The following is a 26487-nucleotide window of genomic DNA, read 5'->3' as shown; positions in this document are numbered from 1 at the left end:
CAACGGGCAGCGGGGCTTTGCGCTGAGCCGCGCAGAGGTCACAGCAGCACACGGCAGACTGCCAGGACCGCCAGATGCGCGGGATAGAACAGATAGAAAAAGTACTTGGAAAACAGGGGATGGGCAATGGCAAAGGCGGATTTCCGCCCGTTATAGCCCAGCAGCACCACCGCCCCCGACACCAGGATGCCCAGACAGGAAAGTCCCGCGTGGAGAACTGCCTGTCCGCCGCCCATCCCTGCAAAGGTGTAGTTGCTCCAGTTGAACCAGAAAAACAGCGCCGCCGCCAGGGCATAGGCGATGACCCGACGGTTCCGCCGTTCCCCGGCCCAGGCAAAGAGCAGGGTATAGCAGGGGGCCAGCAGCGGCCAGTCGCAGAAGGCGGTGGCCATGGCCAGGCAGAAGATCACGCCGCCCCGCAGCAGGGGATGGGAGATGCTGTCTTTTGCCCACAGCATGAGGAAGCAGAGCAGCAGGGTGAACAGCATATTGAACTGCCCGATGCCCAGAGCCAGCCCGTACACCGGCTGGGCCAGCAGGGCAAAGAGCAGCAGGCGCAGGGCGTAGTCTCTGGGGGAGCGGGTATAGCGAAAGCCCTCCACCAGAAAACAGCACATGGTCACAGCGGTAAAATATCCAATATCGGTGAGAACCTCATAAGCCAGGGTCCCGGCAGGCAGCAGGGCAATGGCAAAATGGTTGCAGGCCATGGCAGCCATGGCGGCCAGCTTGATGCCGTCGCGGGAAAAAGGTCGGTCAGTCTGGGGCATGGATCCTTCCTTCCGGGAGCGTGGACCGACTCTGCCGCCCCGACCGGGGAAATGCTGTCCCGGAAACGGGTTGTCTCCGGGGATTTTTCTGCCGGAAAAAGAGGTGTGCAGAGGGCGTCGCGCCCTGTTTCAAGTCTTTGTATGAGAGGCTCTTTAACAATACACCGTTGGACCAATGGCCGTCAACAGGGTTTTCAACAAATAGTTGAAAACCCTGTTGAAACTCGTGGAAAACCCGTTGATTTTGGGGGAAAACCTCGTTGAAATCCGAAAAAGAGCCCTTTTTGGGGGTAAAAACAGCCCTTTTGGGGCAGTCTGACCCTTTTGATTGTGGAAAACTCCGGGTGAGTCCCCAGTTCCAGAAAGAGAAACTTCTTCCCTTACAGCGGGCGGACGACGGGAAATGTAACAGCCTTTCCGCTGCCTGCAGGCCATGGGGGCATGTCCTGCAGCCGGAGGCTCCTTCCCCGGGCTGCGGCCCTGTTCCGGCAGAGAAGAGCAGTTGCAAGGGGAGCTTTGTCGGGCTATACTGACAGGGAAGCGACCATACCATACTATAATGCACCAGTACAACGCACAAGGAGGAACATCCCATGCTGCAAACCGGAATCACCGGCGAGGCCCGCTGCCTCGTCACCGCCGAGACCACCGCCGCCAAGCTGGGCAGCGGCGAGCTGGAGGTATTCGCCACCCCCGCCATGATCGCCCTTATTGAGAAAGCCGCCTGGCAGAGCGTGGCCCCCCACCTGGAGGAGGGCTGCGGCACGGTGGGCACCGCCCTGCGGGTGCGGCATCTTTCCGCCACGCCGGTGGGCATGGAGGTCACCGCCAGAACTGAGCTGTATGAGATTGACGGCCGCCGACTGGTGTTCAAAGTGGAAGTCCGGGATGCCAAGGGCGTAGTGGGGGACGGCGAACACGAACGGTTTATCGTCAAAAACGAGAGCTTTTTGAGAAAAGCAAAGGGAAAACTGGAGTAATTCTCCTCCACATGCCGCATTATATATAACGAAATATCGTTATATATTTTGCAGTTTGGCGGCAGGTGTGGGACTTTTCCCGGGGATGCACGGTGCTTATGCCGATGCTGTTTTCCCGTCAGACCGGAGCTTTGGGGGCCGCAGGCTCAAACCAGAGTAGCCGGAGCGGCAGGGGAGCTTTTTCCCGGTGGAGAAGGCAGACTCCCGCGGCGGAACACTCTGCCGCAGTCCCCTCACGGCACAGCCCGTCCCGGAACAATGGCGCTCCTTTTTCCGCGACCCGGAGGGGGAGGGCGGACGTTGTTCCAGGGCGGGTTTTGTGGTATCATAGTGGTGTGTATGTCTTTTTGTCCCCGGCTGTCGCAGCCGGGAGATATCCCGCGAACGAAGGAGATTTTTCGGATGCTGCTGCGCAATACTGTCTGCGCGCTGGCCACGCCGCCCGGGGAGGGCGGCATTGCGGTGGTGCGCCTGTCGGGGTCGGATGCCTATTCCATTGCGGAAAAGGTGTTTCTTCCCCTGCACAAAAACAAAAAGGTGGCCGACGCCAAAGGCTACACTGCGCTCTTCGGGCATTTTGTGCTGAACGGCGCCGAGATGGACGAGACGGTGGCCCTGTTTTACCGGGCTCCCCACAGCTATACGGGGGAGGATGTCATCGAGTTGTCGGTGCATGGGGGCAGCGTCATGGCGGACGCCCTCATTGAAGCCCTGCTGGCCGCGGGGGCAGCTCCGGCCGGGCCGGGGGAATTCACCCGCCGCGCCCTGGAAAACGGCCGTATGAGCCTGACCCAGGCAGAGGCGGTCATGGAGATCATCTCGGCGGGGGGACGGCAGGGGGCAGCCCTGGCCAAGAGCGCCCTGGACGGACGACTGGCTGCCGAGACCGAGGAGATCAAGCAGTCTTTGCGGGGCCTGGCCGCCCATCTCACCGCCTGGGTGGATTACCCCGAAGAGGATGTGCCCGAGCTGGCCCCCGAGGAACTGCGCCGGACCCTCTCCCAGGCAAAGGAAAAGCTGGATCTCTGGCTGAAAAATTACGGCGCGGGGGCGGTGCTGCGCCGCGGGGTGGACTGCGTATTGCTGGGCCGCCCCAACGTGGGCAAGAGCACGCTGCTCAATCTGCTGGCGGGCTTTGACCGGGCCATCGTGACGCCGGTGGCGGGCACCACCCGGGATGTGGTGGAGCAGGCGGTTCTGCTGGGGGACACCGGCATCCGCCTCAACCTGTTTGACACGGCGGGGGTGCGCAGCGAGGAGGAGACCGACGACGCCATTGAGGCGGAGGGCATCCGCCGCAGCTGGAAAAAGCTGGAGGAAGCCGGGCTGGTGCTGGCGGTGTTCGACGCCGGGCAGCCGGTGACGGCGGCGGATGTGGCGCTGGCCAAGCGGTGCCAGGGCCGTCCCGCTCTGGCTATCTTCAACAAGCAGGACCTGGCAGCGGAGGATACCGCCTTTGACGAAACCCTGCTGCTGCCCTATTTCAAGAGTTCGGTGCGGCTGTGCGCCAAAGACGCCGCCAGCCTGAAGCCGTTGTGCGACGCAGTGGCGGCATTGCTGGGCACCGCCCGGCTGGACCCCGGCGCCGCGGCGCTGGTGAATGCCCGGCAGTTTGCGGCGGCATCGGCAGCCCGGGACGCGGTAGGGGAAGCCATCCGTGCGGTGGATACCGGGTTCGGGTTGGACGCGGCAGGGGTCTGCATTGAGGACGCCCTCCACGCTCTGGCCGACCTCACCGGCGAGGACGCCACCGAGGCGGTCATTGACCAGGTGTTTGAGACCTTCTGCGTGGGCAAGTAAGCCCGCCCGAAAAGCAATCCCATAACAGGGAAGGGGAGTCCTGTCATGAAAACGGCATTGAAAATCTGTGCGGCGGTGTTCGGTATCATCGGCGTGGTCTTTTTGGCTGTGGGCATCGGCGTATGTTATACCACCGGGCTGCGCTGGCCGATGATCCATGTGGGTCTTGGGGCGGTGTTTCTCATCCTTTCCATCAGCTTTGTGATCTACCTGTCTCGCCGCGCCGCCACGGAAAAACGTCTGCTGGAAAACGGTACCCGCATTCAGGCAAACATCGACGATGTGACCCTGAATTACTCGGTGCGGGTCAACATGCGGCATCCCTATGTCATCCAGTGTTCCTGGCTGGACCCTCAGACCCAGAAAGTCTATGTCTTTCACTCGGATTCCATCTGGTACAATCCCATGCCCTATCTGGGTGAACGCACCACTTTGCCGGTGTACATCGACCCGGACAATCCCAAACGCTATGTGGTGGATACGGAGGGCATTCTGCCGCCGAAGGGGTAATTTGAGCGTTTCTTTTTGACCCTGTTTGAAGGGCGGTTGCATTGGGGCGGGGGACAGGCCGCCTTCCGGGTTGTCTGATTCTTTCGGGTCCCCTGATTTAAGATTTTTATTTGGTAACCCGAGGCTCTTTTGAGGTGCGACGCTTCGGGAAAACATTTCCTGTTGGCAGACTGCCGCTTTTTGACCGGTCAAAAAGCGGCGGAAAAACCCGCCCCTAGTTCCGAGGCGGGGGGCACGGCTTAAGGGGCCTGCGGGCCCCTTAAGAAACCCCGGGGCAAGTAGTGGGTCGTGCCGAGAATTGCCTCCTGCAACTTGAGATAACCGGTCTATGGGTCGTGCCCCGTGCATCACAAGATAAGAGCTCACCCGGCCTCCCATATTTGTGCGGCGGTCCGCTCTCGCAGACCGCCGCCTGGGGAAAAGGCAGTCGTTTTCCTTTTGGGGGCACGCTTTTCCCAGACTGACACCTGGGAGAAAGGCTTTTCCTCATCTATACAGACACAGGCTCTTGCAGGCTGACCGGGGGAGAGCTATCCATATTGCGTCCAAGACCGTTTCTAAGTTTCGGCCAGTGCAAAGCCTCCACGGTGCTTTCACCGGGTGGTTCATTTCTTTTTCGACACCCGTTTTCCCTCACATCCCCAACGCCGCAGCGTTTCAGAGATGGAGAAGGCGGTTTTTCCGTTAAGAAAATGTACTGTGTTCATTTTTAGGAAAAACCGCCTTCGACCTCCTCTTTGGGGGTCTTGGGGGCGGGCAGCCCCCAAGTCGTGCGGCCGCCGCCTCGAAACCGGCGGCGCCTTTCTTGCTTCCTTCTTTCGGCGGCGAAAGAAGGAAGGCTACAAAACATTTGACGTTTTCCCGAAGCGTCGTACCAAAAAAGCGCCTCGGGTTACCCAATAAAAATCTCAAATAAACCGGGCCTGCAAAACGCCGCCCGTTTACCAAAAAGCCACAACTCCAACCATACTCACCAAACGATAAAAAACTCCGAAAGGACCGAACCATCTTGATCGATCATCTTGGCAGCTACGACGTTATCGTCGTGGGCGCGGGCCATGCGGGCATCGAGGCCGCCCACGCGGCAGCCATCCTGGGCGCCCGCACCGCCGTCTTTACCCTGACATTGGACTTCATCGGCAACATGCCCTGCAATCCCTCCATCGGCGGCACCGCAAAGGGCCATCTGGTGCGGGAGATCGACGCTCTGGGCGGCCTCATGGGCATTGCCGCCGACGCCACCTTCCTGCAAAGCAGGATGCTCAACCGGGGCAAAGGCCCCGCCGTCCACAGCCTGCGGGTCCAGACCGACCGCAAGCGCTATCATATGTATATGAAGCACGCTCTGGAACTCACCCCCAACCTGGACATCCACCAGGCCGAGATCGTGGGCATCGACGTGCAGGACGGCCGAGTGGCAGGCGTCTACACCAATCTGAACGGCTACTATGCCTGCAAGTGCGTGGTCATCGCCACCGGCACCACCTTGGGCGGGCGCATCTTTGTGGGCGACGCCCACTACGACGGCGGCCCCGACGGCCAGCACGCCGCCACCCGCCTGACCGAAGATCTGGTGGCCCACGGGTTCACTCTACGCCGCTTCAAGACCGGCACCCCCGCCCGGGTCCACCGCCGCAGCATCGACTTTTCCAAGCTGGAACGCCAGCCCGGCGACCCGGACGAGAGCCTGCAGCCTTTCAGCTTTCTCACCCGTACCCCCATGCACAACAAGGTGGACTGCTACATCGCCTACACCAATCCCGACACCCACCGGGTGATTCTGGAAAACCTCCACCGCTCGCCGCTGTACGGCGGCATGATCCAGGGCGTGGGTCCCCGGTACTGCCCCTCCATCGAGGATAAGGTGGTCCGCTTCAAGGACAAGCAGCGCCACCCCGTCTTTGTGGAACCCTGCGGGGAGGACACCGAGGAAATGTACCTGCAGGGCCTGTCCTCCAGTCTGCCGGAAGCGGTGCAGAACGCCATGTACCACTCCATTGTGGGCTTTGAGCAGTTGGAGATCATGCGCCCCGCCTACGCCATCGAGTACGACTGCGTCGACCCCACCACCCTGCAGCCCACCCTGGAAAGCAAGGTAGTCTCCGGCGTCTACGGCGCCGGGCAGTTCAACGGCACCTCCGGCTACGAGGAAGCCGCCGCTCAGGGGCTGCTGGCCGGTCTCAACGCTGCCCGCCACGCCCTGGGCAAGTCCGAGCTGGTTCTGGCCCGGCACACCAGCTATTTGGGCACGCTGGTGGACGACCTGGTCACCAAGGGTGTCATGGACCCCTACCGCATGATGACCAGCCGCAGTGAGTACCGTCTTTCCCTGCGTCAGGACAACGCCGACGAGCGCCTGGCCCCCATCGGCCGGGAGTACGGGCTGGTGGACGACGACCGCTGGGCAGTGTTCTGCCACGACCGGGACATCAAGAACGCCGAGCTGGCCCGGCTGGCCTCCACCAAGGTGAAGCTGGCCGACCTGAAGGCTGTGGCCGGGGATGCCGACATCGGGGAAACCGGCGGCACCGCCGAGGAACTTCTTCGCCGTCCCCAGGTTCGGTATGAGATGATTGCCAAAGTCATCGGCAGGGGAGAGGGGGTCACCCCCACCATGGCCCTGCGCATCGAGACCGAGATCCGCTACGCCGGGTACATTGCCCGGGAACAGCGCATCATCCGGGAGATCCAGCGCCACGAAAAGGTGGCCATCCCTGCCGACTTCGACTACGCGCCCTTGACCACCCTGACCCTGGAAGCCCGGGAAAAGCTGGCCCGCATCCTTCCCCGCACCCTGGCCCAGGCCGGGCGCATTCCGGGGGTGTCGCCCAGCGATCTGTCCCAGCTGTCCCTGGCGCTGCTGCATCACGGCGCCGCCAAAACCCAACCGGCCCAAACGCCCGAAACATCCCACAGGGAGGAACCCCAATGATCGACCGCGAACGCCTTGCACAGAAATGTTCCACGTGGAACATTACACTCACCCCCAGCCAGCTGGACCAGCTGGACCGCTATGCCCAGCTGCTGGTGGATTATAACGAAAAGGTCAACCTCACCGCCATCACCATCCCCGAGGGCATCGAGGACCGCCACTTTGCGGACAGCCTGCTCTTTGCCGCCCAGCCGGAGGTCTCCGGCCGCATGGTGGACGTGGGCACCGGGGCAGGCTTTCCCGGCGTGGTGGCCAAGATCTACAAGCCGGAGCTGGAGCTGGCCCTCATGGAGCCCACCGGCAAGCGGATGGATTTTCTCAAATATGTCTGCGCCGAGCTGGGCCTGACCGGGGTGGAGTTTGTCCGGGAACGGGCGGAGGAAGCCGCCCGCAAGCAGTGGCGGGAGGCCTTTGACCTGGCCAGCGCCCGGGCGGTGGCCGCTCTGCCGGTGCTGTGCGAGTACTGCCTGCCTCTGGTGAAGGTGGGGGGCCGTTTCATCGCCATGAAGGGCCCCGATGCCGACAACGAGCTGGACCTGGCCGCGGGTGCCCTGCGTAAACTGGGAGGCCGGGCGGCGGATGACCGGGCCTTCACCCTGCCCGACGGCAGCGCCCGCCGCCTGCTGGTCATGGAAAAAATATCGCAAACTCCGCCCGCTTATCCCAGAAACGGCGGAAAAATCGCAAAAAAGCCCCTGTAAGAGCTCCGAAACCCCACGATTTGCCCCGAACCCCGGCGAACGATTTTGCTGGCCGGTGGCCCGCGGCTGTGTTATGCTTTTCTTGTTGAAAAACGCAGCACAGGCCGCCCCGCCGTCGAAGGCGGCGGAGAAAAGGGTATTGTATCCCCGGTTCTGCCGCCGGACCCGCCCGTTCAAGTTCCGGCCCGGCTCCTCTGCGCCGGAAGTTTTGATTGCCCTTTTTCCCGCAGCAGGGAAGGAAACCGCTTCCGCATAAGGGGACCGAGGAGTTTGCCAACTGTACAGGACCCTTCCGGCCTGCGCCGCGTTTTGCTTGTTTCAAAACCGGCGCAGGCCGTTTTGTTTGCCATACGGAGGGACCAAAGATGATGGAAAAGCAAAAGCCGGGCAAGGTGCTCATGCTGCCCGTGGACGCCATTGAGCCGTCGCCCTATCAGGCGCGCACCGCCTTTGACGATACCGAGATCGCCGCCCTGGCAGTGAGCATTCTGCAAAACGGATTGCTGCAGCCCATCAGTGTGCGGCGCATCGGCATCCGCAAATATCAGCTGATCGCGGGGGAGCGGCGGCTGCGGGCCTGCCGTCTGGCCAAGCTGGAGCGGGTGCCCGCCATTCTGGCCGACTGGAACGACAGCGAGAGCGCCGCCCTGGGCCTTTTGGAAAACATCCAGCGCAGCCAGCTGGACCCCTTTGACACCGCCCGGGGTATCCGGGAGGTCATCCGGCTGTGGGGCTGCACCCAGGCCGAGGCCGCCCGCCGTCTGGGCCTGAGCCAGCCCGCCCTGGCCAACAAACTGCGGCTGCTCTCCCTGACCACCGAACAGCAGCAGATCTGCACCGCCAACCATCTCAGCGAGCGTCACGCCCGGGCGGTGCTTCGCCTGCCCGAAAACCGCCGCACCGCAGCTTTGGAGAAAATCGCCCGGGACGGTCTGAGCGTCCGGGAAGCCGACAAGCTGGTGGAGACCATGCTCACCGCCGCACCGGGGGAGGCATCCCCCTGCCGCAAGACCACCCCCATGGTCAAGGACGTGCGGCTTTTCGTCAACACTTTGCAGCACGCCGTGGACCTCATGGCCCAGAAGGGCATTCCCGCCACCACCACCTGCGGCAAGCGGGACGGCTGCCTGGAATACATCGTGCGCATCCCGGTGGAGGCCGCCGAGACGCCGCCCCTGACCCTGCCTGCCCCCATCCTCACCGTTTCCGACGCCCGGGAGGAAGAAGATTCCATCCCCGGGGAAGATTCCGACGCCTCCGACGCCTCCGCCGACCCCCGCCCCGCCCTCTGCACCGTGGACTGAAGGGCAGACCCGGGCATCCTTTGCCATCCTCCGATCCATTCCCCATAGATGACAGAACCCCCTGACCATTGTTTCCTTTGGTCAGGGGGTTCTGTCGTACGGGGGAGGGGATGGCGTTTTGGGGAAGCAGAAGGATAAAGCAGGCTGCCGGGTCAATCCTCCAGCGCCCGGGACAGGCGGCGGTATACGGCGGCGGCATCCTGAACGTGGGCGGTGTCGGTGTGGCTCTGGCCGGGGGCTCCCGCTGTGACCAGGATGTACTCCTCGCCGTCGGCCCCGGCCAGGGTGGCAAGACAGAGACCTGCCTCGTCGGTAAAGCCGGTCTTGCCTCCCAGCAGCGTCATGCCGCCCAGGTCGGCGTCCTGCATAAGGGAAAAGACCGAGCTGGACACCGTGATACCGTCGGGGTGAAGGTTGGTAGGCTGGGTAGAGTACCGCTGGGCAGTGAATACCTCCCGAAAGGTGGGGCTATCCAGTGCGGCGTCCAGCAGAAGGGCCAGGTCCCCCACGGTGGAGACATGCTGGGCATCCTGCAGGCCGGTGGCGTTGACAAAGTGGGTGTTTTCCATGCCCAGCTCCTGAGCACGGCGGTTCATACGCAGGGCAAAGGCTTCCTCGCTGCCATCCAGCTCAACGGCGATGGCGGCACAGCACTCGGCGCCGGAGGGAAGCAGCGCCCCATAGAGAAGGTCCCTCACCGTCACCGTCTCCCCGGGTTCAAAGCCTGCCATGGAGGCGTTGGCCGCCCAGAGAGGACCAAAGAGGTCGTCCCCCAGGGTGACGGGGGCATCCAAATTGTCAAAGGCTTCGGCGGCCAGCAATACCGTCATCATCTTGGTGAGGGAGGCGGGGTAGATGGTCTCGTCGGCGTTCACTTCTCCCAGGGTGCCGCCGCCCCGCTCCAGAAGAATACCCTCCCGGCTGTTCAGGCCGGACAGATCCACGGTGAGGGCAGCCGGTTCCGGGGAGTTTTCTGGTTCGGAGGAGGTATCGGCAGAACCCCCCGCCCCCAAACTTTGGGCGGCGGAGGCCGGGTCGGTGCTGTCTGCCGGATGGGTGGCCCGCCAATAGAACCCCACGCCCAGGGCGCAGGGCAGCACCACCGCCATGGTGATCAGAAAGGTGACAAGAAAGCTGCCCACCGCCCGGCGCCTTTGTTCCGACCGGCAACGGGTCGAGTGTCCGGTGGAAACATTCCCCGGACGGGGAGAGCGAGCGGCGCCGGAAGGAAGAGCAGGGGGATGTGCAGGCTTCACGGCACACTGGGGAGAGACAGATCTTTTTGCCTGGGCGGACGCGGGAACGGAACGGGTGCCCTTGCCCTGACCTGACGAATGCCGGGGGCCTGCCGCCCGTTGACGGGCCGAAGGGGAGGGCGGTGTTGTGCGGTTTTGTGAAGTAGGAAAAGATTTATTGCCCGCCATGGAAATGGGTCACTCCTTTTTGGATTTGGATATGGGATGCCTGCTGCCGTGGGACTCCTCTGCGGCCCCATCGGGAAGGCCATCCGCACGCAGGGCCCGGGGACAGCTGTGCCGATGACCGGGGAAGCCAACCGACCATCGACTCTGCCCCCGCAGTCCGGGACAGGGAAGGCCGTCTGACACAAGACAGCCGACTGTGACGCAGAGCCTTTTCCTTTTTGTTGATTAGGGCGGAGGGGAAGAATCTTCCACTAAAAGGCCTGCCCCGGTGGTCTGCTTACAGTCTAGCAGAACAGCCCCAAAAATACCTTGAGGAATCCTTACGGCGGGCTTGTGATTGTATGGTGTTTTGACGGGCTTTGTAAATGTTCCACGTGGAACAAACTGGGAGAGGCCCCGAGGCAGGAAAGGGGACAAAATCCAAATGACGCCGGGAAAACCGGCAGAGGAAACCGGAGTGGACAGGCAGGGAGGAAAGTTTCTGTCCAGACCAAACAGTCAGCCAGGGAAGAGGGAGAGAGCTTTTTCCCGTCTGGCTCAAATTGGATTGCTTTGGAGCACCTGTACAAAAGCCCCTGCGAATTTCTGCGGCAGTCATGGGGTGGGGCAGGGCGTTGGCAGGACTTGTGCCTTGTGAATGTTCCACGTGGAACATTGAGAAAGTCTCTGCCATCACGCACGACGAAAAGTAACTGTCCTTGGAATACAGAAAGCGAAAGCCCCGCCCTGCCAAGGTGGTTTGTGATGCCAACTTTCCGGGAATAAAAGACAAAGTCTCGTCATCAGGTATCCGCCGGCAAGACCTGATGCTTGAAAAGGGAAGAGGATGCTTTTTCCAAAAGAACCCGAAAAAACTCTGTCCTCCTCACACGAAAGAAAAGCCCTGTCCCCAGGCGGTGGTCTGCGGGGCCCGACCGCCGCACAAATATGGGAGGCCGGGTGAGCTCTTATCTTGTGATGCACGGGGCACGACCCGTAGACCGGTTATCTCAAGTTGCAGGAGGCAATTCTCGGCCGACCCACCACTTGCCCCGGGGTTTCTTAAGGGGCCCGCAGGCCCCTTGAGTCGTGCGGCCGCCGCCTCGAAACTTCTGCGCGGTTCCATAAGAAAACAAAGTGGCAAAACTCTGTCTGCAAGGCGGCATCTGCTGCGTTATCGGGCTTTGCATTCCACAAAGGAGTGCCGGGGTGGCGCAGCCACGAAAGCCCCGGTGGGGCTTTCGACCGGCCAAACCGGTCTGCGCTTCGCGCAGATACCGCCCGTCATTTTTGGGCGGTAAGGTTATAGGCCCTCTGCCTTGCATCTGCCGCCTTGCAGCGGGTTTGCCATGCTTCACAGTTCTTGCAGAACCTTTGTTTTCTTATGTCACTCGCGCTGGGGCGCCTTTCTTGCTTCCTTCTTTCGGCGGCGAAAGAAGGAAGGCCACGGAAAAGCTGCCGCCTGCCCAAAGCGTCGCACCCAAACCACGCAACGGGCTACCAAATAAAAACCTGTAATAGTTCGAGCCTGCAAAACGCCGCCTGTCCCCCAAAAAAAACATGGCCTCCCGTCGCCTCCCAACCATCCCCAATTTCAAAAAATCGCAAAAATCACTCCCTCCAACCCCGCAAAACCCAAGTTTTCCGCCCCGAAAGCCCTTCCAAAACCGGAAAAAACGCCAAAATTGTATTTGTGCCCTTTTTATTGTACGGTTCCTGTGCTATAATTTTAGCATTGATGCAATGAATCAAACCGGAAAAGGAAGGAAAGGGCGCAATGGCTAAAGTCGTGGCAGTGGCAAACCAAAAGGGCGGCGTGGGCAAAACCACCACCGTCGTCAACCTGTCGTCCTGCATCGCAGCACTGGGCAAAAAGGTGCTGGTGGTGGACCTGGACCCTCAGGGCAACACCACCTCGGGCTACGGCGTGGCCAAACATACCCTGACCTCGGGCATCTATCCCTGCCTGCTGGGTGAGACCGACGTGCGGGAAGCCATTGTCAAAACCAAGTTCAACGCCGATCTCATCCCCTCCAACACCGAACTGGCCGGTGCGGGCATTGAGCTGGTATCGGTGGATCGCCGGGAATTCAGCCTGCGGTCGGCACTGGCTCCTGTGGTGCCGCTGTACGACTATATCTTCATCGACTGCCCGCCGTCCCTGGACCTGCTCACCCTCAACGGCCTGTGCGCCTGCGATACCGTGCTCATCCCCATCCAGTGCGAATACTACGCCCTGGAAGGCCTCTCGGAACTGATGAACACTCTCAAGACGGTGCGCAAAAAATACAACCGCTACCTGGACATTGAAGGCGTGGTCTTTACCATGTATTCCGGCCGCCTCAACCTGACCATGCAGGTGGTGGCCCAGGTCAAGAAATACTACGGCAACAAGGTGTACAAGAGCGTGATTCCCCGCACCGTCCGCCTGTCCGAGGCCCCCAGCTTCGGCATGCCCATCAATTTCTACGAGCCCAACGGAAAGGGCTGTGAGGCCTACATGGCCATGGCCCGGGAATTTCTGGCCGCCAACGAAAAAGACTGATCCCGCAGGGAAAGAGCACGAAAGAAAGGGGTAATCCAGAATGCCAAGACCCAAAGGCGGACTGGGCAGAGGGCTGGACAGCCTGTTTGCCGACCTGCCCGAACCTTCCGCCGACGACGCATCGGTGACCAGCCTCCCTCTGCGGGAGATTGAGCCCGACCCCGAGCAGCCCCGCAAAACCTTTGACGAGACTGCTCTGGCCGAGCTCTCCCAGAGCATTGCCGAAAACGGCCTGCTTCAGCCCATTGCAGTGCGGCCCAAAAAGGCGGGGCCGGGGTATATCATCATCGCGGGGGAACGCCGCTGGCGCGCCGCCCGCATGGCCGGACTGGACGAGGTTCCGGTGCTGGTCAAGGAAGTTACCGACGAACAGGCCGCCGCCCTGGCCCTCATTGAAAACCTTCAGCGGGAGGACCTGGACCCCATCGAGGAGGCGGAGGGCTGCCAGCAGCTCATGGACAAGTACGGCCTGACCCAGGAAGTCGCCGCCAAGCGTCTGGGCAAGAGCCGCAGCGCCCTGGCCAACACTCTGCGCCTGCTGGCCCTGCCCGACCCGGTCCGGGAACAGGTCCGCACCGGCAAGCTGAGCACCGGCCACGCCAAGGCTCTGCTGGGCCTGCCCGACGCCAGCCTGATAGAGGCCGCCGCCGAACAGGTGGAGGCCAAGGGCATGAACGTCCGCCAGACCGAGGCCCTCTGCCGCCGATTGTCCCGCCCGCCCAAGGCCCCCAAACCGGCGGAGGATGCCTTCACCCGTCCCAAGATCGCCACCGAGCTGGAAGCCGCCCTCAAGGACGTGACCGGCAGCGAGGTGCGCATCCAGTACAAGGAAGGCCGGGGCACCTTGCAGATCGACTTTTACTCCGACGCGCAGCTGTCCAAATTTGCCGAGCTGCTGGGCCAGTACGACCCTGAGTCCGCCGACGGCCAGTAAGGCCGTATCACCCATAGAACCCCCAGTAATTCCAATAGAAATTCACTGTTATTGAAGGAGTGGGAAACCATGTTGGATATCCGTTTTGTCCGGGAACATCCCGACGAGGTCAAGGAGAACATCAAGAAGAAATTCCAGGACGCCAAGCTGCCCCTGGTGGATGAGGTCATTGCTTTGGATGCCGAGTACCGCGCTGCCATCGGCGAGGCGGACAGCCTGCGCGCCAACCGCAACAAGCTGTCCAAGCAGATCGGCATGCTCATGGGCCAGGCCAAGAAGGACCCCTCCAAGGCTGCCGAGGCCGAGGAAGTGAAGAAGCAGGTCACCGCCCAGGCCGACCGCCTGAAGGAGCTGGAGGCCAAGGAGGATGAACTCAAGGCCCGCATCCAGGAGATCATGTACACCATCCCCCAGATGATCGACCCCAGCGTGCCCATCGGTCCCGACGACAGCTGCAACGTGGAGGTCCAGCGCTTCGGCGAGCCGGTGGTGCCCGACTATCCCATCCCGTACCACGTGGATATCATGGAAAGCTTTGACGGCATCGATCTGGACGCTGCAGGCCGGGTGGCCGGCAACGGCTTCTACTACCTGCTGGGAGACATCGCCCGCCTGCATGAGGCGGTGCTGGCCTACGCCCGGGACTTCATGATCGACAAGGGCTTCACCTACGTGATCCCGCCCTTCATGATCCACGGCAACGTGGTGCAGGGCGTCATGTCCTTCCCTGAGATGGACGCCATGATGTACAAGATCGAGGGCGAGGATCTCTACCTCATCGGCACTTCGGAGCATTCCATGATCGGCCGCTTCATCGACCAGACCATCGACGGCGCCAAGCTGCCCCTGACCCTGACCAGCTACTCTCCCTGCTTCCGCAAGGAGAAGGGCGCCCACGGCATCGAGGAGCGGGGCGTCTACCGCATCCATCAGTTCGAGAAGCAGGAAATGATCGTCGTCTGCAAGCCGGAAGACAGCATGGCCTGGTACGACAAACTGTGGCATAACTCCGTCGAGCTGTTCCGCTCTCTGGAGATCCCCGTCCGCCAGCTGGACTGCTGCTCCGGCGACCTGGCCGACCTGAAGGTCAAGAGCTGCGACATTGAGGCCTGGAGCCCCCGTCAGCAGAAGTACTTCGAGGTGTGCAGCTGCTCCAACCTGGGCGACGCACAGGCCCGCCGTCTGCGCATCCGCTACAAGGATGAGAACGGCAAGACCCAGTTTGCCCACACCCTCAACAACACCTGCGTGGCCCCGCCCCGCATGCTGATTGCCTTCCTGGAGAACCATCTCCAGGCCGACGGCACCGTCACCATCCCCGAGGTCCTGCGCCCCTACATGGGCGGCAAGGCCCTGCTGGTGCCCAGCAAGAACAAGTAAGTTTCGCTGCAGAATCCGGACGATGCCTGACAGCGGGGCAGCGTATTTCTCCGCTGCCGGAATATGCCGGCACACAGCATAAAAGAAAAAAGGTCTCCCGGCCTGGCGCACTGCCTGACCGGGAGGCCTTTTTTTGTTGGCGCTGCCGAGGGGAAGGGGAGCTGTAACGGGGGAGCAATTTCGGAGAAATTGTCCGGCTGTCCATGACACTTATGGCGGCGGATTCCGGCAAAGAGGCAGGGGAGAGGTCAGCTGTTTCATGGCGGTTCTTTTGTATCTTTTACCGAGTAATGTCGTGAAACATTTCTCTTGCATTTTTGTGGAACGCGACTGCTTATATACAGAAAAAAGGCAGGAAAGCTTCCCTTCTTTTTTCTGTATTTTCGTCATTTTCTCAGGATTTTATCCATAGATTTATCTTTGGCAAGCTCATCCACCAACTTGTCCAGATACCGCACTTCCCGGAGAAATTCATCTTCGATTTTCTCCACCCGTACCCCGCAGACGGTGCCGGTGATCTTGACCCTGTCGGGATTTTTGGCGGGGGCATCCCGGAAGAATTCCCCGTAGCAGATGCCGCTGCCGGACAGGGATGCGATCTGCTCCGCCGTGTAGCCGGTCAGCCAGGTGATGACCTCGTCCACCTCGGCGCGGGTACGGCCTTTTCTCTCGGCCTTATTTACAAGAAGTGGATAAATTTTAGAGAATTCCATTTTATATATTTTCTCGTTGGACACAGTGCAAACCTCCCGCAGCGTTTTTTTCATTGTACCATGGCAGGGGAAAGGGGTAAAGAAGGGAATGAAACGGCTTTTTCCCGGGGTCTTTTTACCGAGGCAGCCGGGAACAAAGCGCACCGACGCAGGGGAGAGGCTCCTGAAAAAAATGGATCACGGGTCTTGCGCCGGAGTTTTTGACGTGATACAATAAACCTGTTCCTTTTGAGGAGCTTACAACCGAAGATCAACAAACGGTAATGCGGATCCTGCGGGATTCGTGTACCGTTTTTTCTTTTGTCCTGCTCTTTGAAAGGAGAATACTTATGGTCAAACAGATTCACTATGGCAACATTGGATGCCGCATCACCACCAGCGACAAAACCGTTTTGGAGACGGGCGGGCTGCCTCTGGACCCCCGGGTGCTGGAATACGCTGCCTGGCGCTGGCTGTACCGCTGTCAGCCGCTGCAGGGGCCCCTCTGCCGCATGTCGCTCCGGTTCCGGCTGGGATGCACCCGCCGCAAGTCAATGCGCCTTGCGGTGACGGTGCCCGCCCAGGCGGCGGGTCTGCCGGGAGACGGCTGGCTGCATCTGCTGCTGGTGGTTTCCGGGGAGGTATGGATCGCCTCGGCAGGCTGTTCCCAGTGTTCCACACCGGCGGGGCTTTCCCGCCGCATCCGCCGTGTGGTCTTTCACTGACCGCCCGGCGCCATCTTTCTGAGGGCCCTTTGGGGCCCTCAGAAAGATAAAACGCCCCCGCGAAGACACGGGCCTTTCCGTGCCTCTGCGGGGGCGTTTTTATGTGTATGGGATGGATATAAAGAGGATGCAGGCATATCAATCCAAAATTATCAGGAATCCTCTTGACTCTCACGTTACGTAATGCTGTATTCTTTTCTCAGGAAAAGCAAAATCCGTTGATCGGGTCCAATAAGCTTTTTTCTGAAACGAAAGGAATTTCGCAATGAAAAGTATAAGCCAGGTTGCCAAGCTGACAGGCATCAGCGTACGAACCCTCCAATACTATGATGAAATCGGGCTGCTGAAACCAAGCAAACTCACCTCAGCCGGTTACAGAATGTATGATGACGACGCATTGCAGACCCTGCAGCAAGTTCTGTTTTTCCGTGAACTGGGATTTTCTTTGAAAGAAATAAAGCAGATTTTACAGCAATCGGATTTTGACAGAATCCATGCGTTCAAGAGGCAAAAAGAGCTTTTCCTTCTGAAACGCAACCGGCTTGACCGGCTTATACAGCTTCTGGAACGCCTTGAGAAAGGAGAATCCTGTATGAGTTTCAAAGAGTTTGACTTATCAGATTACATCAGCGCATTGGAAGAGTTTAAATCCAATCAGTCACAGGCCGTGATCCAGCACTGGGGCAGTATTGCAAATTTTGATCTGTTCATCCAAAAAATCAAGGAGGAGGAAGACCAGGTAGCCAGAATGGCTGTCCAGCAGTTTGGCAGTATTGAAAAATATACGGAAGCCATGAAGCATAACCTCCAGCATTTTTCTGAAATTGTGGATCACTGGAAATTGCAAATTCCCCAAGAGATGCAAACGGACGATAAATTTCTTGCATTGGCTTCTCACAAAGAGGAGGATGCAGCTTCAAAGACTGTCCAACATCTGGTTGAAGAAATCATTGCAACCGCGCAGAAAACCGGTCCGGATCCACAGATTGAAAACGCGGGGAACTACTGCCAGCTGCTGATGGATATCTATTCCAACGACTACTTCAGCAGAATCATCGATGCCAAGTACGGCGAAGGAAGCAGTGCGTATATTGTACAGGCCTTCCGCTTTTATTTTGAAAGCAACTGCTTGCAGTTCAATGAATGAGAAAAAGCAAATCCGCCTCCGTCGCCTGCGCAGCAATTCCTCGTACGGAAGCAGCGGCTTGTTCCACGGCCTGCAAGAAAGCCCGCGGCCGGGCGGTGACCCGTACGGGAATCTCCCGCGGGCTAAAAAACAGTCCACTGGACTGTTTTTTGCGCGCTGCGGCGCGCCGCCCTGTTTGCTTCCTCGTACGGAAGCACAAAAATAAGCCCTCCAGCCTGAGCTGGAGGGCTTATTTTGGTGAAGCATTATCGTCTAAAATCGAACTTTTTACTTCTTCGAGGGTGACCAGCTGGTCACCCTCTTTGTAGTTAAAGACAAGGACAATTTTGTCGTCAAACAGGTACACCGCATTGACAAAGCAATCAATGACCTGTTGTTGAAACGCCGGGTCTTTCGGATCACCGTGACGGAAGTGGTCAAACCAGAATAGAATCTGCTCCCGTGTGATGGGCGGTTTTTCGATCTGCTCCTGCAAAATACTGGTTTCCAGCGTCTGGCGCTGCTGTTCCAGCTCATCCATTCGTTGTTTGGTGGATGGCGTCAAGATGCCCTGTTCAATGGCCGCAATCAGATTTCCGATTTTCTTTTTTACTTCCTGCAACTGTTTTTGCAAAAGTGGAAGCCGGGTATTTTCCTGTTTTTGATAGGCCAGCAACAAATCGCACAGACGGTCCATCACTTTCGGCTGGAGCACTTTCTGAACAGCGGCTTTTACCACAAAAAGCTCCAATGGCTCCTTGCGAACGGCCTGCAAATCGCAGGCGGCGCGGCCATTTCGCTTGTGGTTTCCACATTTATAGTAATAGTGGACTGTACCCGTATGACTTTTGCCGCTTTCCCCACTGACCATCGCGCCGCATTTGCCGCAAAACGCCTTGGTCGTCAGCATAAAGTTGACCTGTGTTTTTGTATGCGCCGGAGCCTTTTTGTTGCGTTCACAGCGGCACTGCACCTGCTCAAACAGTTCCGGGTCAATGATGGCCGGAATAGCGTCCGGGATGACTGTATCTTTATAGCGGTATTCGCCCAGATACCGGCGGTTTTTCAGCATGGTTTGAAAACTGCCTTTGGTAAATGGCCTGCCCAGGCTGGTTCGGATGCCACGGCCGTTAAAATCTGTCCAAATGGCCTTGATACTCTCCCCGTCGGCATACCGCCGGAAGGCCTCCTGCACCACCGGTGCGGTGGCTGGGTCGAGCTGGTAGTGCTGTTCGCTGTCGATGCGGTAGCCCAGCGGCACCGGGCCGCCGTTGAACTTGGCCTTGAGTGCATTTTCCTTGTGGCCGCGGCTGACCTTCTCGGCCAGGTCGGCCGAATAATACTCGGCCATGCCTTCCAGCAGGCTTTCCAGCATGATGCCCTCCGGCGTGTTGGAGATGGGCTCGGTCACCGACACCACATGGACCCGGTTGTTTTTAAGGATGCGCTTATAGTGGGCCGAGTCGTACCGGTTGCGGGAGAAGCGGTCCAGCTTCCACACCAGCACTGCCTCAAAGGTGTGGGTGGCGCTGTCGTGGATCATCTGCTGGAACTGCGGGCGGCTGTCGGTCTTGGCAGAAAACGCCCGGTCAATGTACGTGCCAATCAGGTTGATGCCGTTTTTGTCGGCATACTCCTTGCACTCCCGCAGTTGGCCTTCGATGGATTCCTCACGCTGGTTGTCGCTGCTGTAACGGGCATAAATGACGGCATTCACGGCGCGCACCTCCTTACTTGTGCTTTTCCTCCTCGCCCATGTTGAGGATCATCTGTTTCAGGCGGCGGTTCAGCTCGCTGCCCGGCGTGAAGCAGGCTTCGACAAACTCGCCCCAATCCGGCTTGCACTGCACCACTTCCTGCGCCCCCTCCGGCGTGACGCAGACATACCGCCCGCGGGGGTCCTCGCACAGGCCAAAAATATAGTCCAGCGATACGTTAAAATAGGTCGCATACCAGACCAGGATACGGTAAGGTGCTGCCGCCCTGTCAGTTTCATACCGGTTGATGGCAGCCTGGTTGGTGCCAGCCAACGCCGCCAGTTGGGCCTGGGTCAGCCCCGCGTCCTTGCGCAGCACGCGCAGCCGGGTGCCGATGGATACGTCCATAGTGTTCCTTCCTTTTAATTTGATTTATAATTCAAGTATAATCAGTATTGGCATATTCGTCAAGTGTGGATACCGCGTTACACAAATTTTACCAAAATATAACGCGCACATGGTCGAAAAATACGCGGGGAGGGGGGTAGAATATAAGCCGATTTTAAGGTTGAATCGAGGAAGTTTATGGAAATCCGCCTGACCAACATTACCAAGTCGTTTGGCAGCAAGCAGGTCATCGCTCCCACCACCCTGACGGTGGAGAGCGGCAGCTTTACCACGCTGCTGGGTTCCTCCGGCTGCGGAAAGACCACGCTGCTGCGCATGATCGCCGGGCTGGAGACCCCCGACACCGGAGAAATTTGGTTTGATGACCGCTGTATCTTTTCCAAAGAGAAAAAGATCGACACCCCGCCCGAAAAGCGGGGCCTTGGCTTTGTGTTCCAGGATTTTGCCCTGTGGCCCCACATGACGGTGTTTGAGAATGTCGCCTTCGGCTTGCGGGCGCAGAACCGCACCGACGGGCTGCGCGACAAAGTAATGGAGGCGCTGCGCAGCGTCCACCTGGAGGAGCTGGCCCAGCGGTATCCGCACCAGCTCTCGGGCGGGCAGCAGCAGCGGGTGGCTTTTGCCCGGGCCATCGTCATCGAGCCGAGCTGCATTTTGTTTGACGAGCCGCTCTCGGCGCTGGACGCCCTGCTGCGGGAGGAAATGCGCCACGAGCTCAAGGAGCTTGTCTCCCGCTTGGGCTTTACGGCGGTGTTTGTCACCCACGACCAGACCGAGGCCATGAGCATGAGCGACAAGATCGCCGTGCTGGACGGCGGCGTGGTGCAGCAGTATGACACGCCGGAGGAGATCTACCACCACCCCGCCACCCGGTTTGTGGCGCATTTTGTGGGCAAATCCAACTGGCTGGACGCCACCCGCCTGTTCCGGCCCGAGGCCATGACGGTGGACCCGGCGCCCGGCTGCACCGAGTACAAACTGCCGGTGCAGAGCGTGCAGTACCTGGGTGACTGCTATGAGGTGCAGCTGACCTATCAGCCCGATGTGACCTGGATGCTTCACTGTGGCCGCAAGGCGGCTGTGGGCGAAACACTTTCAGTTTACATAGACCCGAAGCAAATTATCACAGTAGAAGGAGTGAACGGAAAATGAAACGTAGTACCATGAAACGCGCCGCGGCCCTGCTGGCTGCCGGCTGCATGACGGTGAGCCTGGCGGCCTGCGGTAGCACAGCCACCAGCGGAAGCAGCTCCACGGCGAGCGAGAGCGCCCCGGCTTCCTCCTCGGAGGCGGCCAGCGAATCCACCACCACGTCGGAAGCTTCGTCTGAGGCCACCGCTACCGGTTCCGGCAAAGTGACTGTCTATATGCCCAGCCCGGCCGGCCTGGCCGACAAGCTGGCCGCCGCCTTCACCGAAGAGACCGGCATCCAGGTGGAGCAGTTCCAGGGCACCACCGGCGAGATTCTGGCCCGTCTTGAAACGGAGGAGGCCAACCCGGTGGCCGACGTGGTCATTCTGGCTTCCTGGTCGGACGGCCTGTCCATGAAAGCCGACGACAAGATCGTCAGCTACACCCCCGCCAATGCCGACAAAATCCAGCCCGGCTGGATCGACGATGACAGCATGCTGTTCGGTTACAGCGCGTCTGCCGTGGGCGTGATCTACAACACCACGATCTACCCTGAACTGAACGCCGACTGGGCCGACCTGGCCGACAGTCAGTATGCCGACGACATCGCGATCCCCGACCCCGAAAAGTCCGGCGCCTGCAAGGACTTCCTGGCCGGCCTGGTCACCGGCCTGGACAACGGCGAGGAGATCATGCAGTCCTGGGCGGACAACGGCCTGACGGTGCCCGGCGCCAATGCGGCCGCGCTGGAAGCTGTCACCACCGGTGAGAAGGGCATCCTGATCGCCGGCGTGGACTACAACGCCTACTCTTCCATCGATGACGGCGAGCCCATCAACATCTACTACCCGGCCAGCGGCACCGTCATCAACCCTCGCCCGGCCATGATCATGAAGACCGCCCCGGATATGGACAACGCCAAGGCCTTTGTGGACTTCCTGTTCAGCGACGAGGCTCAACAGCTGGTGGCTGACGCCTACCTGTTGCCCGGCCGCACCGACATCCAGTGCTCCAACCGCACCAACGTGGCCGACATCCCGCAGCTGCCCACCGACTGGGATGCGATGGTGCCCGTCGCTGACGAGACCGCTGCCAAGCTGAACGAGATCTGCCAATAAAATCAAAATAGAACCCGGAGGAAGTATGCGACAGTCAACGACCCGGAGCGTCAGCCCCATCTTGTGGGTGCTGCTGCTTGTTCTGGCGTTTTTGATCGTCTGCCCCCTGGTTTCGGTATTCGCCGAGGCGGTCATCATAGATGGCCGCCTCGACCTGTATCGCGCCTGGACGATCATCGCCGCCCCTGAAAACCTGCAAACCATCTGGAATTCCCTGCTCCTCGGCGTCTGCGTGGTGGCCCTTTCCACCGTCATCGCAGCGCCCACCGCCTACCTGCTGGCCCGCAGCCAACTGGGAAAACACAAGTGGCTGGACATCGTGTTCATGGTGCCCTTTATGACCCCGCCCTACATCGCGTCGATGGGCTGGATCCTGTTCATGCAGCGCCGCGGGCTCTTTCAACAGTTGTTCCCCTTCACCGGCCGCATCTCAGAAGGCTTCTTCTCCTTCGGCGGGCTGGTGCTGGTCATGACGCTGAACGTGTTCCCCTTTATGATGACGATCTTGAAAAACGCCATCCTGAACATCCCCGCCAGCCTGGAGGAGAGCGGCGCCGTGTTCGGTGCCGGGTTCGGCCTGCGGCTGCGCAAGATCTTCGCCCCGCTGCTCACCGGCAACTATGCCATCGCAGCTCTGCTCGTCTTCGTCAAGACCCTGTCGGAGTACGGCACCCCCTATACCCTTGGCCGGCGCATCGGATTCTATGTCTTTACTACCGATATTCACCGCTACGCCACCACCGCGCCGGTGGACTTTGGTAAGGCGGCCAGCCTGTCCTCGGTGCTGGTCCTGATCTGCATGGCGCTGTGGCTGGCCCAGAACGCCATCACCAACCGCACTTCCTACCGGCTGGTCAGCGGCAAGGGCAGCCGCCCGGTCGAGACCCACCTGTCCGGCGGCGGTCTGGCCGCGGCCTGGGGGTGGGTGGCGCTGGTGCTGGTGGTGTCCATCGGCATCCCGTATTTTTCCATCATCGCCAGCTCGCTCATCAAGCTGCGCGGCTACGGCCTGGCCCCCGGTAACTTCACGCTGGAGCACTACGCCGAGCTGTTCACCACCGACCGCAGCCTGGGCGCCATCGGCAACAGTATCTTTTTGGCCATCGCCTCGGCCTGCATCTGCTCGGTGCTGGGCACGGTGGTGGTCATGGCGGTGCGCCGCGGCAAGGGGCAGCTCAAAAAAATCGTGGAGGGCGCCAGTATGCTGCCCGAAATGCTGCCCGCCATCGTGCTGGTCATCGGCATCATGCTGTTCTGGAACGCCATCTACGATGTGCTGCCGCTGTACAACACAATGGGCATCATGGTGCTGGCCTATGTGGTGCTGTACCTGCCCTATACGGTGCAGTATGTGACCTCCTCCTTCACCCAGATTAACGACAACCTGATCCAGGCCGGCCGTACCTTTGGCGGAAGCCCGTGGTACGTGTTCCGCCGCATCACGCTGCCAATGATTGCCCCCGGCATCCTGACCGGCTGGATGATGATCTTTATCATCGCCTTCCGGGAACTGGTCACCGCCAGCCTGATCGCGCCGCCCAACGTGCTGGTGGTCTCCACCTACATCAACCGGGAATTTGAGCAGGGCAGTGTGTCGCTGGGCATGGCGATGGCGGTGCTTTGCGTGGCCATCACCACCACAACACTGCTGATCCTCAACGCAGTCACCAGCCGAAAGAAGGCATCCTGATGCGGGTGACCTTTGCCGGCGGCGTGGGTGAGCATGGTCGCAACTGCTTTTTGGTGGAGGGGGAGACGCTCTCCTTTTTGGTGGACTGCGGGCGAATGGCCGGGGCGCAAGACCCTTACCCGGCGCTGACGGCCGCCCAGGCCCGCGGGCTGGACTTTGTGTTTTTAACCCACTCTCACGCCGACCACACCGGCGCGCTTGCCTGGCTGGCGGGTTTGGGCTGCTCCGCTACGGTGGTGGCCACGTCCGCCACGCTGTCGCAGGTAGGCCGGCTGCCGTTTCCGACGGTGTGCCTTGAAAATAATCCGCCCCCGGCCGGGCTGGAGCTTGGCTGGGGGCGGGCCGGGCATTGCGCCGGCAGCGTGTGGTATGCCTTTGGGCTGGAGGGCGAGCGGCTGTTTTTCAGCGGCGATTATACCGAGCACAGCCCCGTCTACGCGGTGGACCCGGTGCGGGGCCAGGCTGCCCGCCTGGCGGTGCTGGACAGCGCCTACGGCCCGGACCCCCGCAGCGACGGCGCCATGCGGCAGGATTTTCTTGACGCGGTGTCGCCCTGGGCCAGTGCCGGGCAGCCGGTGCTGTTCCCGGTGCCCAAATACGGCCGCGGGCAGGAGATGCTTTTGCTGCTGCACGCCCGCTGGCCGCAAACGCCGCTTTATGGCGATGCGCACTTCTGCAAGCAAACGCAGGTGCTGGCCACAGACCAAACCTGGGTGCGCCCTGAAGCCCGCGCCGCGCTGCATGAGGTATCGGTGCTTTCCTTGGGAACGACGCCGCCTGCCCATGGGTTCTGCTTTCTCAGCGGGCCGCAGCTGCGCACGCCGGCGGCGCTTGCCTTGGCCGAAGCCTTTGCCAAAGCCGGCGGTGTCGTGCTAACCGGCGCTGTGGACCCAGGCTCCGGGGCTGCCCGGCTGGCGGGGCAGGGCCTGGCCCGGTTTGCCCGCGTGCCGGTACATTGTACCGACCGGGAGCGCCAGGCCCTGGCAGAACACAATGCCTTCCAGCAGGTGGTGCCCTACCACACCGCCGACCATCCCTGCCCGCAGCGGACCATCTGCCTGGGTACAGAACCATAACCGACATTTCCTCTCTCCCTTTTTCATAAAAGCCCGGAGCACAATCTTTACTGAATGTGTGCTCCGGGTTTCTTATTGTTTCGCTTTCCACTCCTCGAACAGCCGTTGTCCCTCCTCCGACTGGTAAAATGCCTGGATCTTGGGCAGCAGGAACCGGGCGAACCTCTCCAAATCTGCCTGGGGCACCCCGTCCTGCTCCGGGGCGGCAGGTGCCGGTTGCTGCTTGCTCATCGTGTTCTTCTCCTGCAAATTCTCCGTAGCGGCTCCTTTCTGCAGGGCTGGCCCCTGCTGCCTGGCTGTGGTTTGTCTCATCGTTCCTGGCCCTTGGCACGCTGGCGGCGCTGTGCCCGGTTCAGTTGCTGCTCTGCCTGCTGGCGGCGCTGGATGCCAAGCAGGAATGTCTGCACCTGCTGCGGCGCTGTGCGCATTGCCTCGCGGTAAGGGGCTGTCTCCTCCCTCAGTGCGGCCAGCCGCACCTCGCACCGCTCCAAACGCTGGCGCAAATCCTGGGCCCTCATTCTGCTTTGCTCCAACTGCTTGCGCAGGCTGCGGTTTTCGGCCAGCAGTTTGCCGCTGGCTTTTGCCATCTCGCATAAGGTTCGGTAATCCTGCGGCGGCAGTTCCACCCGCTTTTCCAGCACACCCTTGACCTTGGCATTCGCCTCAATGTCCTGCACATCGCGGATCGACCCGGAGATCGCCCCGATTTGGGACACAAGTTCCTTTTTCTGGCCTTGCAGTTGCCTCTTCTGGTCAGCCAGCATCGTTACCGCTTGCCGGTCCTGCTGGACCTTATACTCCAGCACGTCCAGGTGTTGGGCGGTGCTGCCCTGTATGCCGCGCTCAAAGTCGGTAAAACCGGCCTGCTGCATGTGCTCGAAAAACCTGGTTTGCAGTTGGCTGTAAGAGCTCACCAGCCGTGGCTTGCCGTTCTTTTTCAGCACCGGCTGGCCCTGCTCATCGGTCAGGGGGATCATCGGCCACTTTTTGCTGTGGCTAACCTGCATGACCGTCTCCCGCACGGTGCCGCGCAGCGCAGGGTCCTTGCACCGCTTGGACCAGCGGATCTGCTTTTCCACCACCGGCAGGTAGACAACATGAAGGTGATAGTGGAACACATCCCTTCCCAGCCGGTCACTGGCTTCCCGGTTGCGCTCATCGGCGTGCATGACCGCCGAGATGATGTACTGCTCCCCGCCCGCGATCTCCTTGGCCAGCTTGTAGGCTTCGGCGTAGAAGCTCTTGGCGTACTCATACCCGCCATGCGTCTCGAAATAGTCGGTGTTCACATCAAACACCAGCTCGTCAAAGACATAGGCGTCCGGCTTGAGGCCGCGGGTGGAGACGATGCCATCCGCCACCATCCGGTCAAACTTCTGCGCATAGGTGGGGGCCTCGCAGGCTTGGAAGATCACATTGTTGTGGCTGTGTTCCAGCAGCACATCCGGGTTGGAGTAGACTTCGTTTTTGCGCTCGTTGTGGCGTTCCCGCACCGAGATCGCGTTTTTGCGGTAGCGTTCGTTGCGCACCACGGTTCGATTGATTTTGCTGATAGGCGGCTCCTT

At 60.3% G+C, this 26487-nt stretch carries 22 protein-coding genes; 15 read left to right on the top strand and 7 right to left on the bottom strand.

The genetic code is table 11. The annotated features are described in order from the left end of the window. Positions 1-38: 38 nt before the first annotated feature. Positions 39-770 (bottom strand): TraX family protein, encoded by a 732-nt coding sequence (locus INF35_RS08920; RefSeq protein ID WP_193501607.1) that lies wholly within the window; start codon positions 768-770, stop codon positions 39-41. 593 nt (positions 771-1363) lie between these two features. Between INF35_RS08920 and INF35_RS08915 the strand changes: the two genes are divergently transcribed. The 6 genes from INF35_RS08915 to INF35_RS08890 all read left to right on the top strand — a co-directional run bounded on the left by INF35_RS08915 (position 1364) and on the right by INF35_RS08890 (position 8997). Next, positions 1364-1750, top strand: a complete 387-nt coding sequence (locus tag INF35_RS08915; RefSeq protein ID WP_193501605.1) for a thioesterase family protein — start codon at positions 1364-1366, stop codon at positions 1748-1750. A gap of 402 nt (positions 1751-2152) precedes the next feature. After that, positions 2153-3550 (top strand): tRNA uridine-5-carboxymethylaminomethyl(34) synthesis GTPase MnmE, encoded by a 1398-nt coding sequence (gene mnmE, locus INF35_RS08910; RefSeq protein ID WP_328740640.1) that lies wholly within the window; start codon positions 2153-2155, stop codon positions 3548-3550. Between the two features lie 45 nt (positions 3551-3595). Then, on the top strand, positions 3596-4060 hold the full coding sequence (locus INF35_RS08905; RefSeq protein WP_193501603.1) for a hypothetical protein: 465 nt from the start codon (positions 3596-3598) through the stop codon (positions 4058-4060). Positions 4061-5072: 1012 nt separating this feature from the next. Next, positions 5073-6992 carry a tRNA uridine-5-carboxymethylaminomethyl(34) synthesis enzyme MnmG gene (gene mnmG, locus INF35_RS08900; RefSeq protein ID WP_193501789.1) on the top strand — a complete coding sequence of 640 codons (1920 nt, stop codon included), beginning with the start codon at positions 5073-5075 and terminating at the stop codon, positions 6990-6992. After that, positions 6989-7693 carry a 16S rRNA (guanine(527)-N(7))-methyltransferase RsmG gene (gene rsmG / locus INF35_RS08895; RefSeq protein WP_193501601.1) on the top strand — a complete coding sequence of 235 codons (705 nt, stop codon included), beginning with the start codon at positions 6989-6991 and terminating at the stop codon, positions 7691-7693. The genes mnmG and rsmG overlap by 4 nt, the downstream gene beginning before the upstream one ends. 365 nt (positions 7694-8058) lie before the next feature. Continuing rightward, a complete protein-coding gene (locus tag INF35_RS08890; protein ID WP_193501599.1) occupies positions 8059-8997 on the top strand; it encodes a ParB/RepB/Spo0J family partition protein in 939 nt (312 codons plus the stop codon). A 152-nt stretch (positions 8998-9149) separates the two neighbouring features. On the opposite strand, the gene INF35_RS08885 is transcribed toward INF35_RS08890, so the two are convergent. After that, complete coding sequence (locus tag INF35_RS08885) at positions 9150-10139, bottom strand: D-alanyl-D-alanine carboxypeptidase family protein (RefSeq protein WP_193501597.1); 990 nt, start codon at positions 10137-10139, stop codon at positions 9150-9152. 2038 nt (positions 10140-12177) lie between these two features. Between INF35_RS08885 and INF35_RS08880 the strand changes: the two genes are divergently transcribed. The 3 genes from INF35_RS08880 (at position 12178) to serS (ending at position 15259) form a co-directional block, all read left to right on the top strand. Further along, positions 12178-12945 carry a ParA family protein gene (locus tag INF35_RS08880; RefSeq protein WP_193501595.1) on the top strand — a complete coding sequence of 256 codons (768 nt, stop codon included), beginning with the start codon at positions 12178-12180 and terminating at the stop codon, positions 12943-12945. A gap of 40 nt (positions 12946-12985) precedes the next feature. Continuing rightward, positions 12986-13879 carry a ParB/RepB/Spo0J family partition protein gene (locus INF35_RS08875; RefSeq protein ID WP_193501594.1) on the top strand — a complete coding sequence of 298 codons (894 nt, stop codon included), beginning with the start codon at positions 12986-12988 and terminating at the stop codon, positions 13877-13879. A 69-nt stretch (positions 13880-13948) separates the two neighbouring features. Then, a complete protein-coding gene (gene serS, locus INF35_RS08870; protein WP_193501593.1) occupies positions 13949-15259 on the top strand; it encodes a serine--tRNA ligase in 1311 nt (436 codons plus the stop codon). 386 nt (positions 15260-15645) lie between these two features. Here the strand turns inward: serS and INF35_RS08865 are convergent, their stop codons facing one another. Next, complete coding sequence (locus INF35_RS08865; protein ID WP_193501592.1) at positions 15646-15996, bottom strand: DUF2200 domain-containing protein; 351 nt, start codon at positions 15994-15996, stop codon at positions 15646-15648. A 305-nt stretch (positions 15997-16301) separates the two neighbouring features. Between INF35_RS08865 and INF35_RS08860 the strand changes: the two genes are divergently transcribed. Continuing rightward, a complete protein-coding gene (locus tag INF35_RS08860) occupies positions 16302-16676 on the top strand; it encodes a hypothetical protein (protein ID WP_193501591.1) in 375 nt (124 codons plus the stop codon). Positions 16677-16941: 265 nt separating this feature from the next. Further along, complete coding sequence (locus INF35_RS08855; protein WP_193501590.1) at positions 16942-17823, top strand: MerR family transcriptional regulator; 882 nt, start codon at positions 16942-16944, stop codon at positions 17821-17823. A 229-nt stretch (positions 17824-18052) separates the two neighbouring features. Here the strand turns inward: INF35_RS08855 and INF35_RS14060 are convergent, their stop codons facing one another. Further along, positions 18053-19519, bottom strand: a complete 1467-nt coding sequence (locus INF35_RS14060; RefSeq protein ID WP_193501589.1) for a recombinase family protein — start codon at positions 19517-19519, stop codon at positions 18053-18055. Between the two features lie 13 nt (positions 19520-19532). Continuing rightward, positions 19533-19907, bottom strand: coding sequence for a helix-turn-helix domain-containing protein (locus INF35_RS08845; protein WP_193501587.1), 375 nt, complete (start codon positions 19905-19907; stop codon positions 19533-19535). Between the two features lie 177 nt (positions 19908-20084). On the opposite strand from INF35_RS08845, the gene INF35_RS08840 reads away from it, so the two are divergent. Genes INF35_RS08840 through INF35_RS08825 form a run of 4 tightly spaced genes read left to right on the top strand, consistent with a single transcriptional unit; the run spans position 20085 to position 24922 of the window. Next, a complete protein-coding gene (locus tag INF35_RS08840; protein WP_193501585.1) occupies positions 20085-21059 on the top strand; it encodes an ABC transporter ATP-binding protein in 975 nt (324 codons plus the stop codon). Beyond that, positions 21056-22156, top strand: a complete 1101-nt coding sequence (locus INF35_RS08835) for an ABC transporter substrate-binding protein (protein ID WP_235983167.1) — start codon at positions 21056-21058, stop codon at positions 22154-22156. Before INF35_RS08840 ends, INF35_RS08835 begins: the two co-directional genes overlap by 4 nt. A 25-nt stretch (positions 22157-22181) precedes the next feature. After that, positions 22182-23846: an ABC transporter permease gene (locus INF35_RS08830; protein ID WP_193501583.1), complete on the top strand. Its 1665-nt coding sequence runs from the start codon at positions 22182-22184 to the stop codon at positions 23844-23846. Beyond that, a complete protein-coding gene (locus tag INF35_RS08825; protein WP_193501581.1) occupies positions 23846-24922 on the top strand; it encodes an MBL fold metallo-hydrolase in 1077 nt (358 codons plus the stop codon). The genes INF35_RS08830 and INF35_RS08825 overlap by 1 nt, the downstream gene beginning before the upstream one ends. 72 nt (positions 24923-24994) lie before the next feature. Here INF35_RS08825 and INF35_RS08820 read toward each other — a convergent pair whose 3' ends face one another. Then, a complete protein-coding gene (locus INF35_RS08820; RefSeq protein WP_193501579.1) occupies positions 24995-25153 on the bottom strand; it encodes a hypothetical protein in 159 nt (52 codons plus the stop codon). Between the two features lie 77 nt (positions 25154-25230). After that, positions 25231-26454, bottom strand: a complete 1224-nt coding sequence (locus INF35_RS08815; protein ID WP_328740634.1) for a plasmid recombination protein — start codon at positions 26452-26454, stop codon at positions 25231-25233. Positions 26455-26487: the final 33 nt, after the last annotated feature.

The organism is Gemmiger gallinarum, assembly GCF_014982805.1.
Classification (GTDB): domain Bacteria; phylum Bacillota; class Clostridia; order Oscillospirales; family Ruminococcaceae; genus Gemmiger; species Gemmiger gallinarum.
Note: the sequence above shows the minus strand (reverse complement) of the source record. Positions and strands in the feature narration are given on the sequence as shown.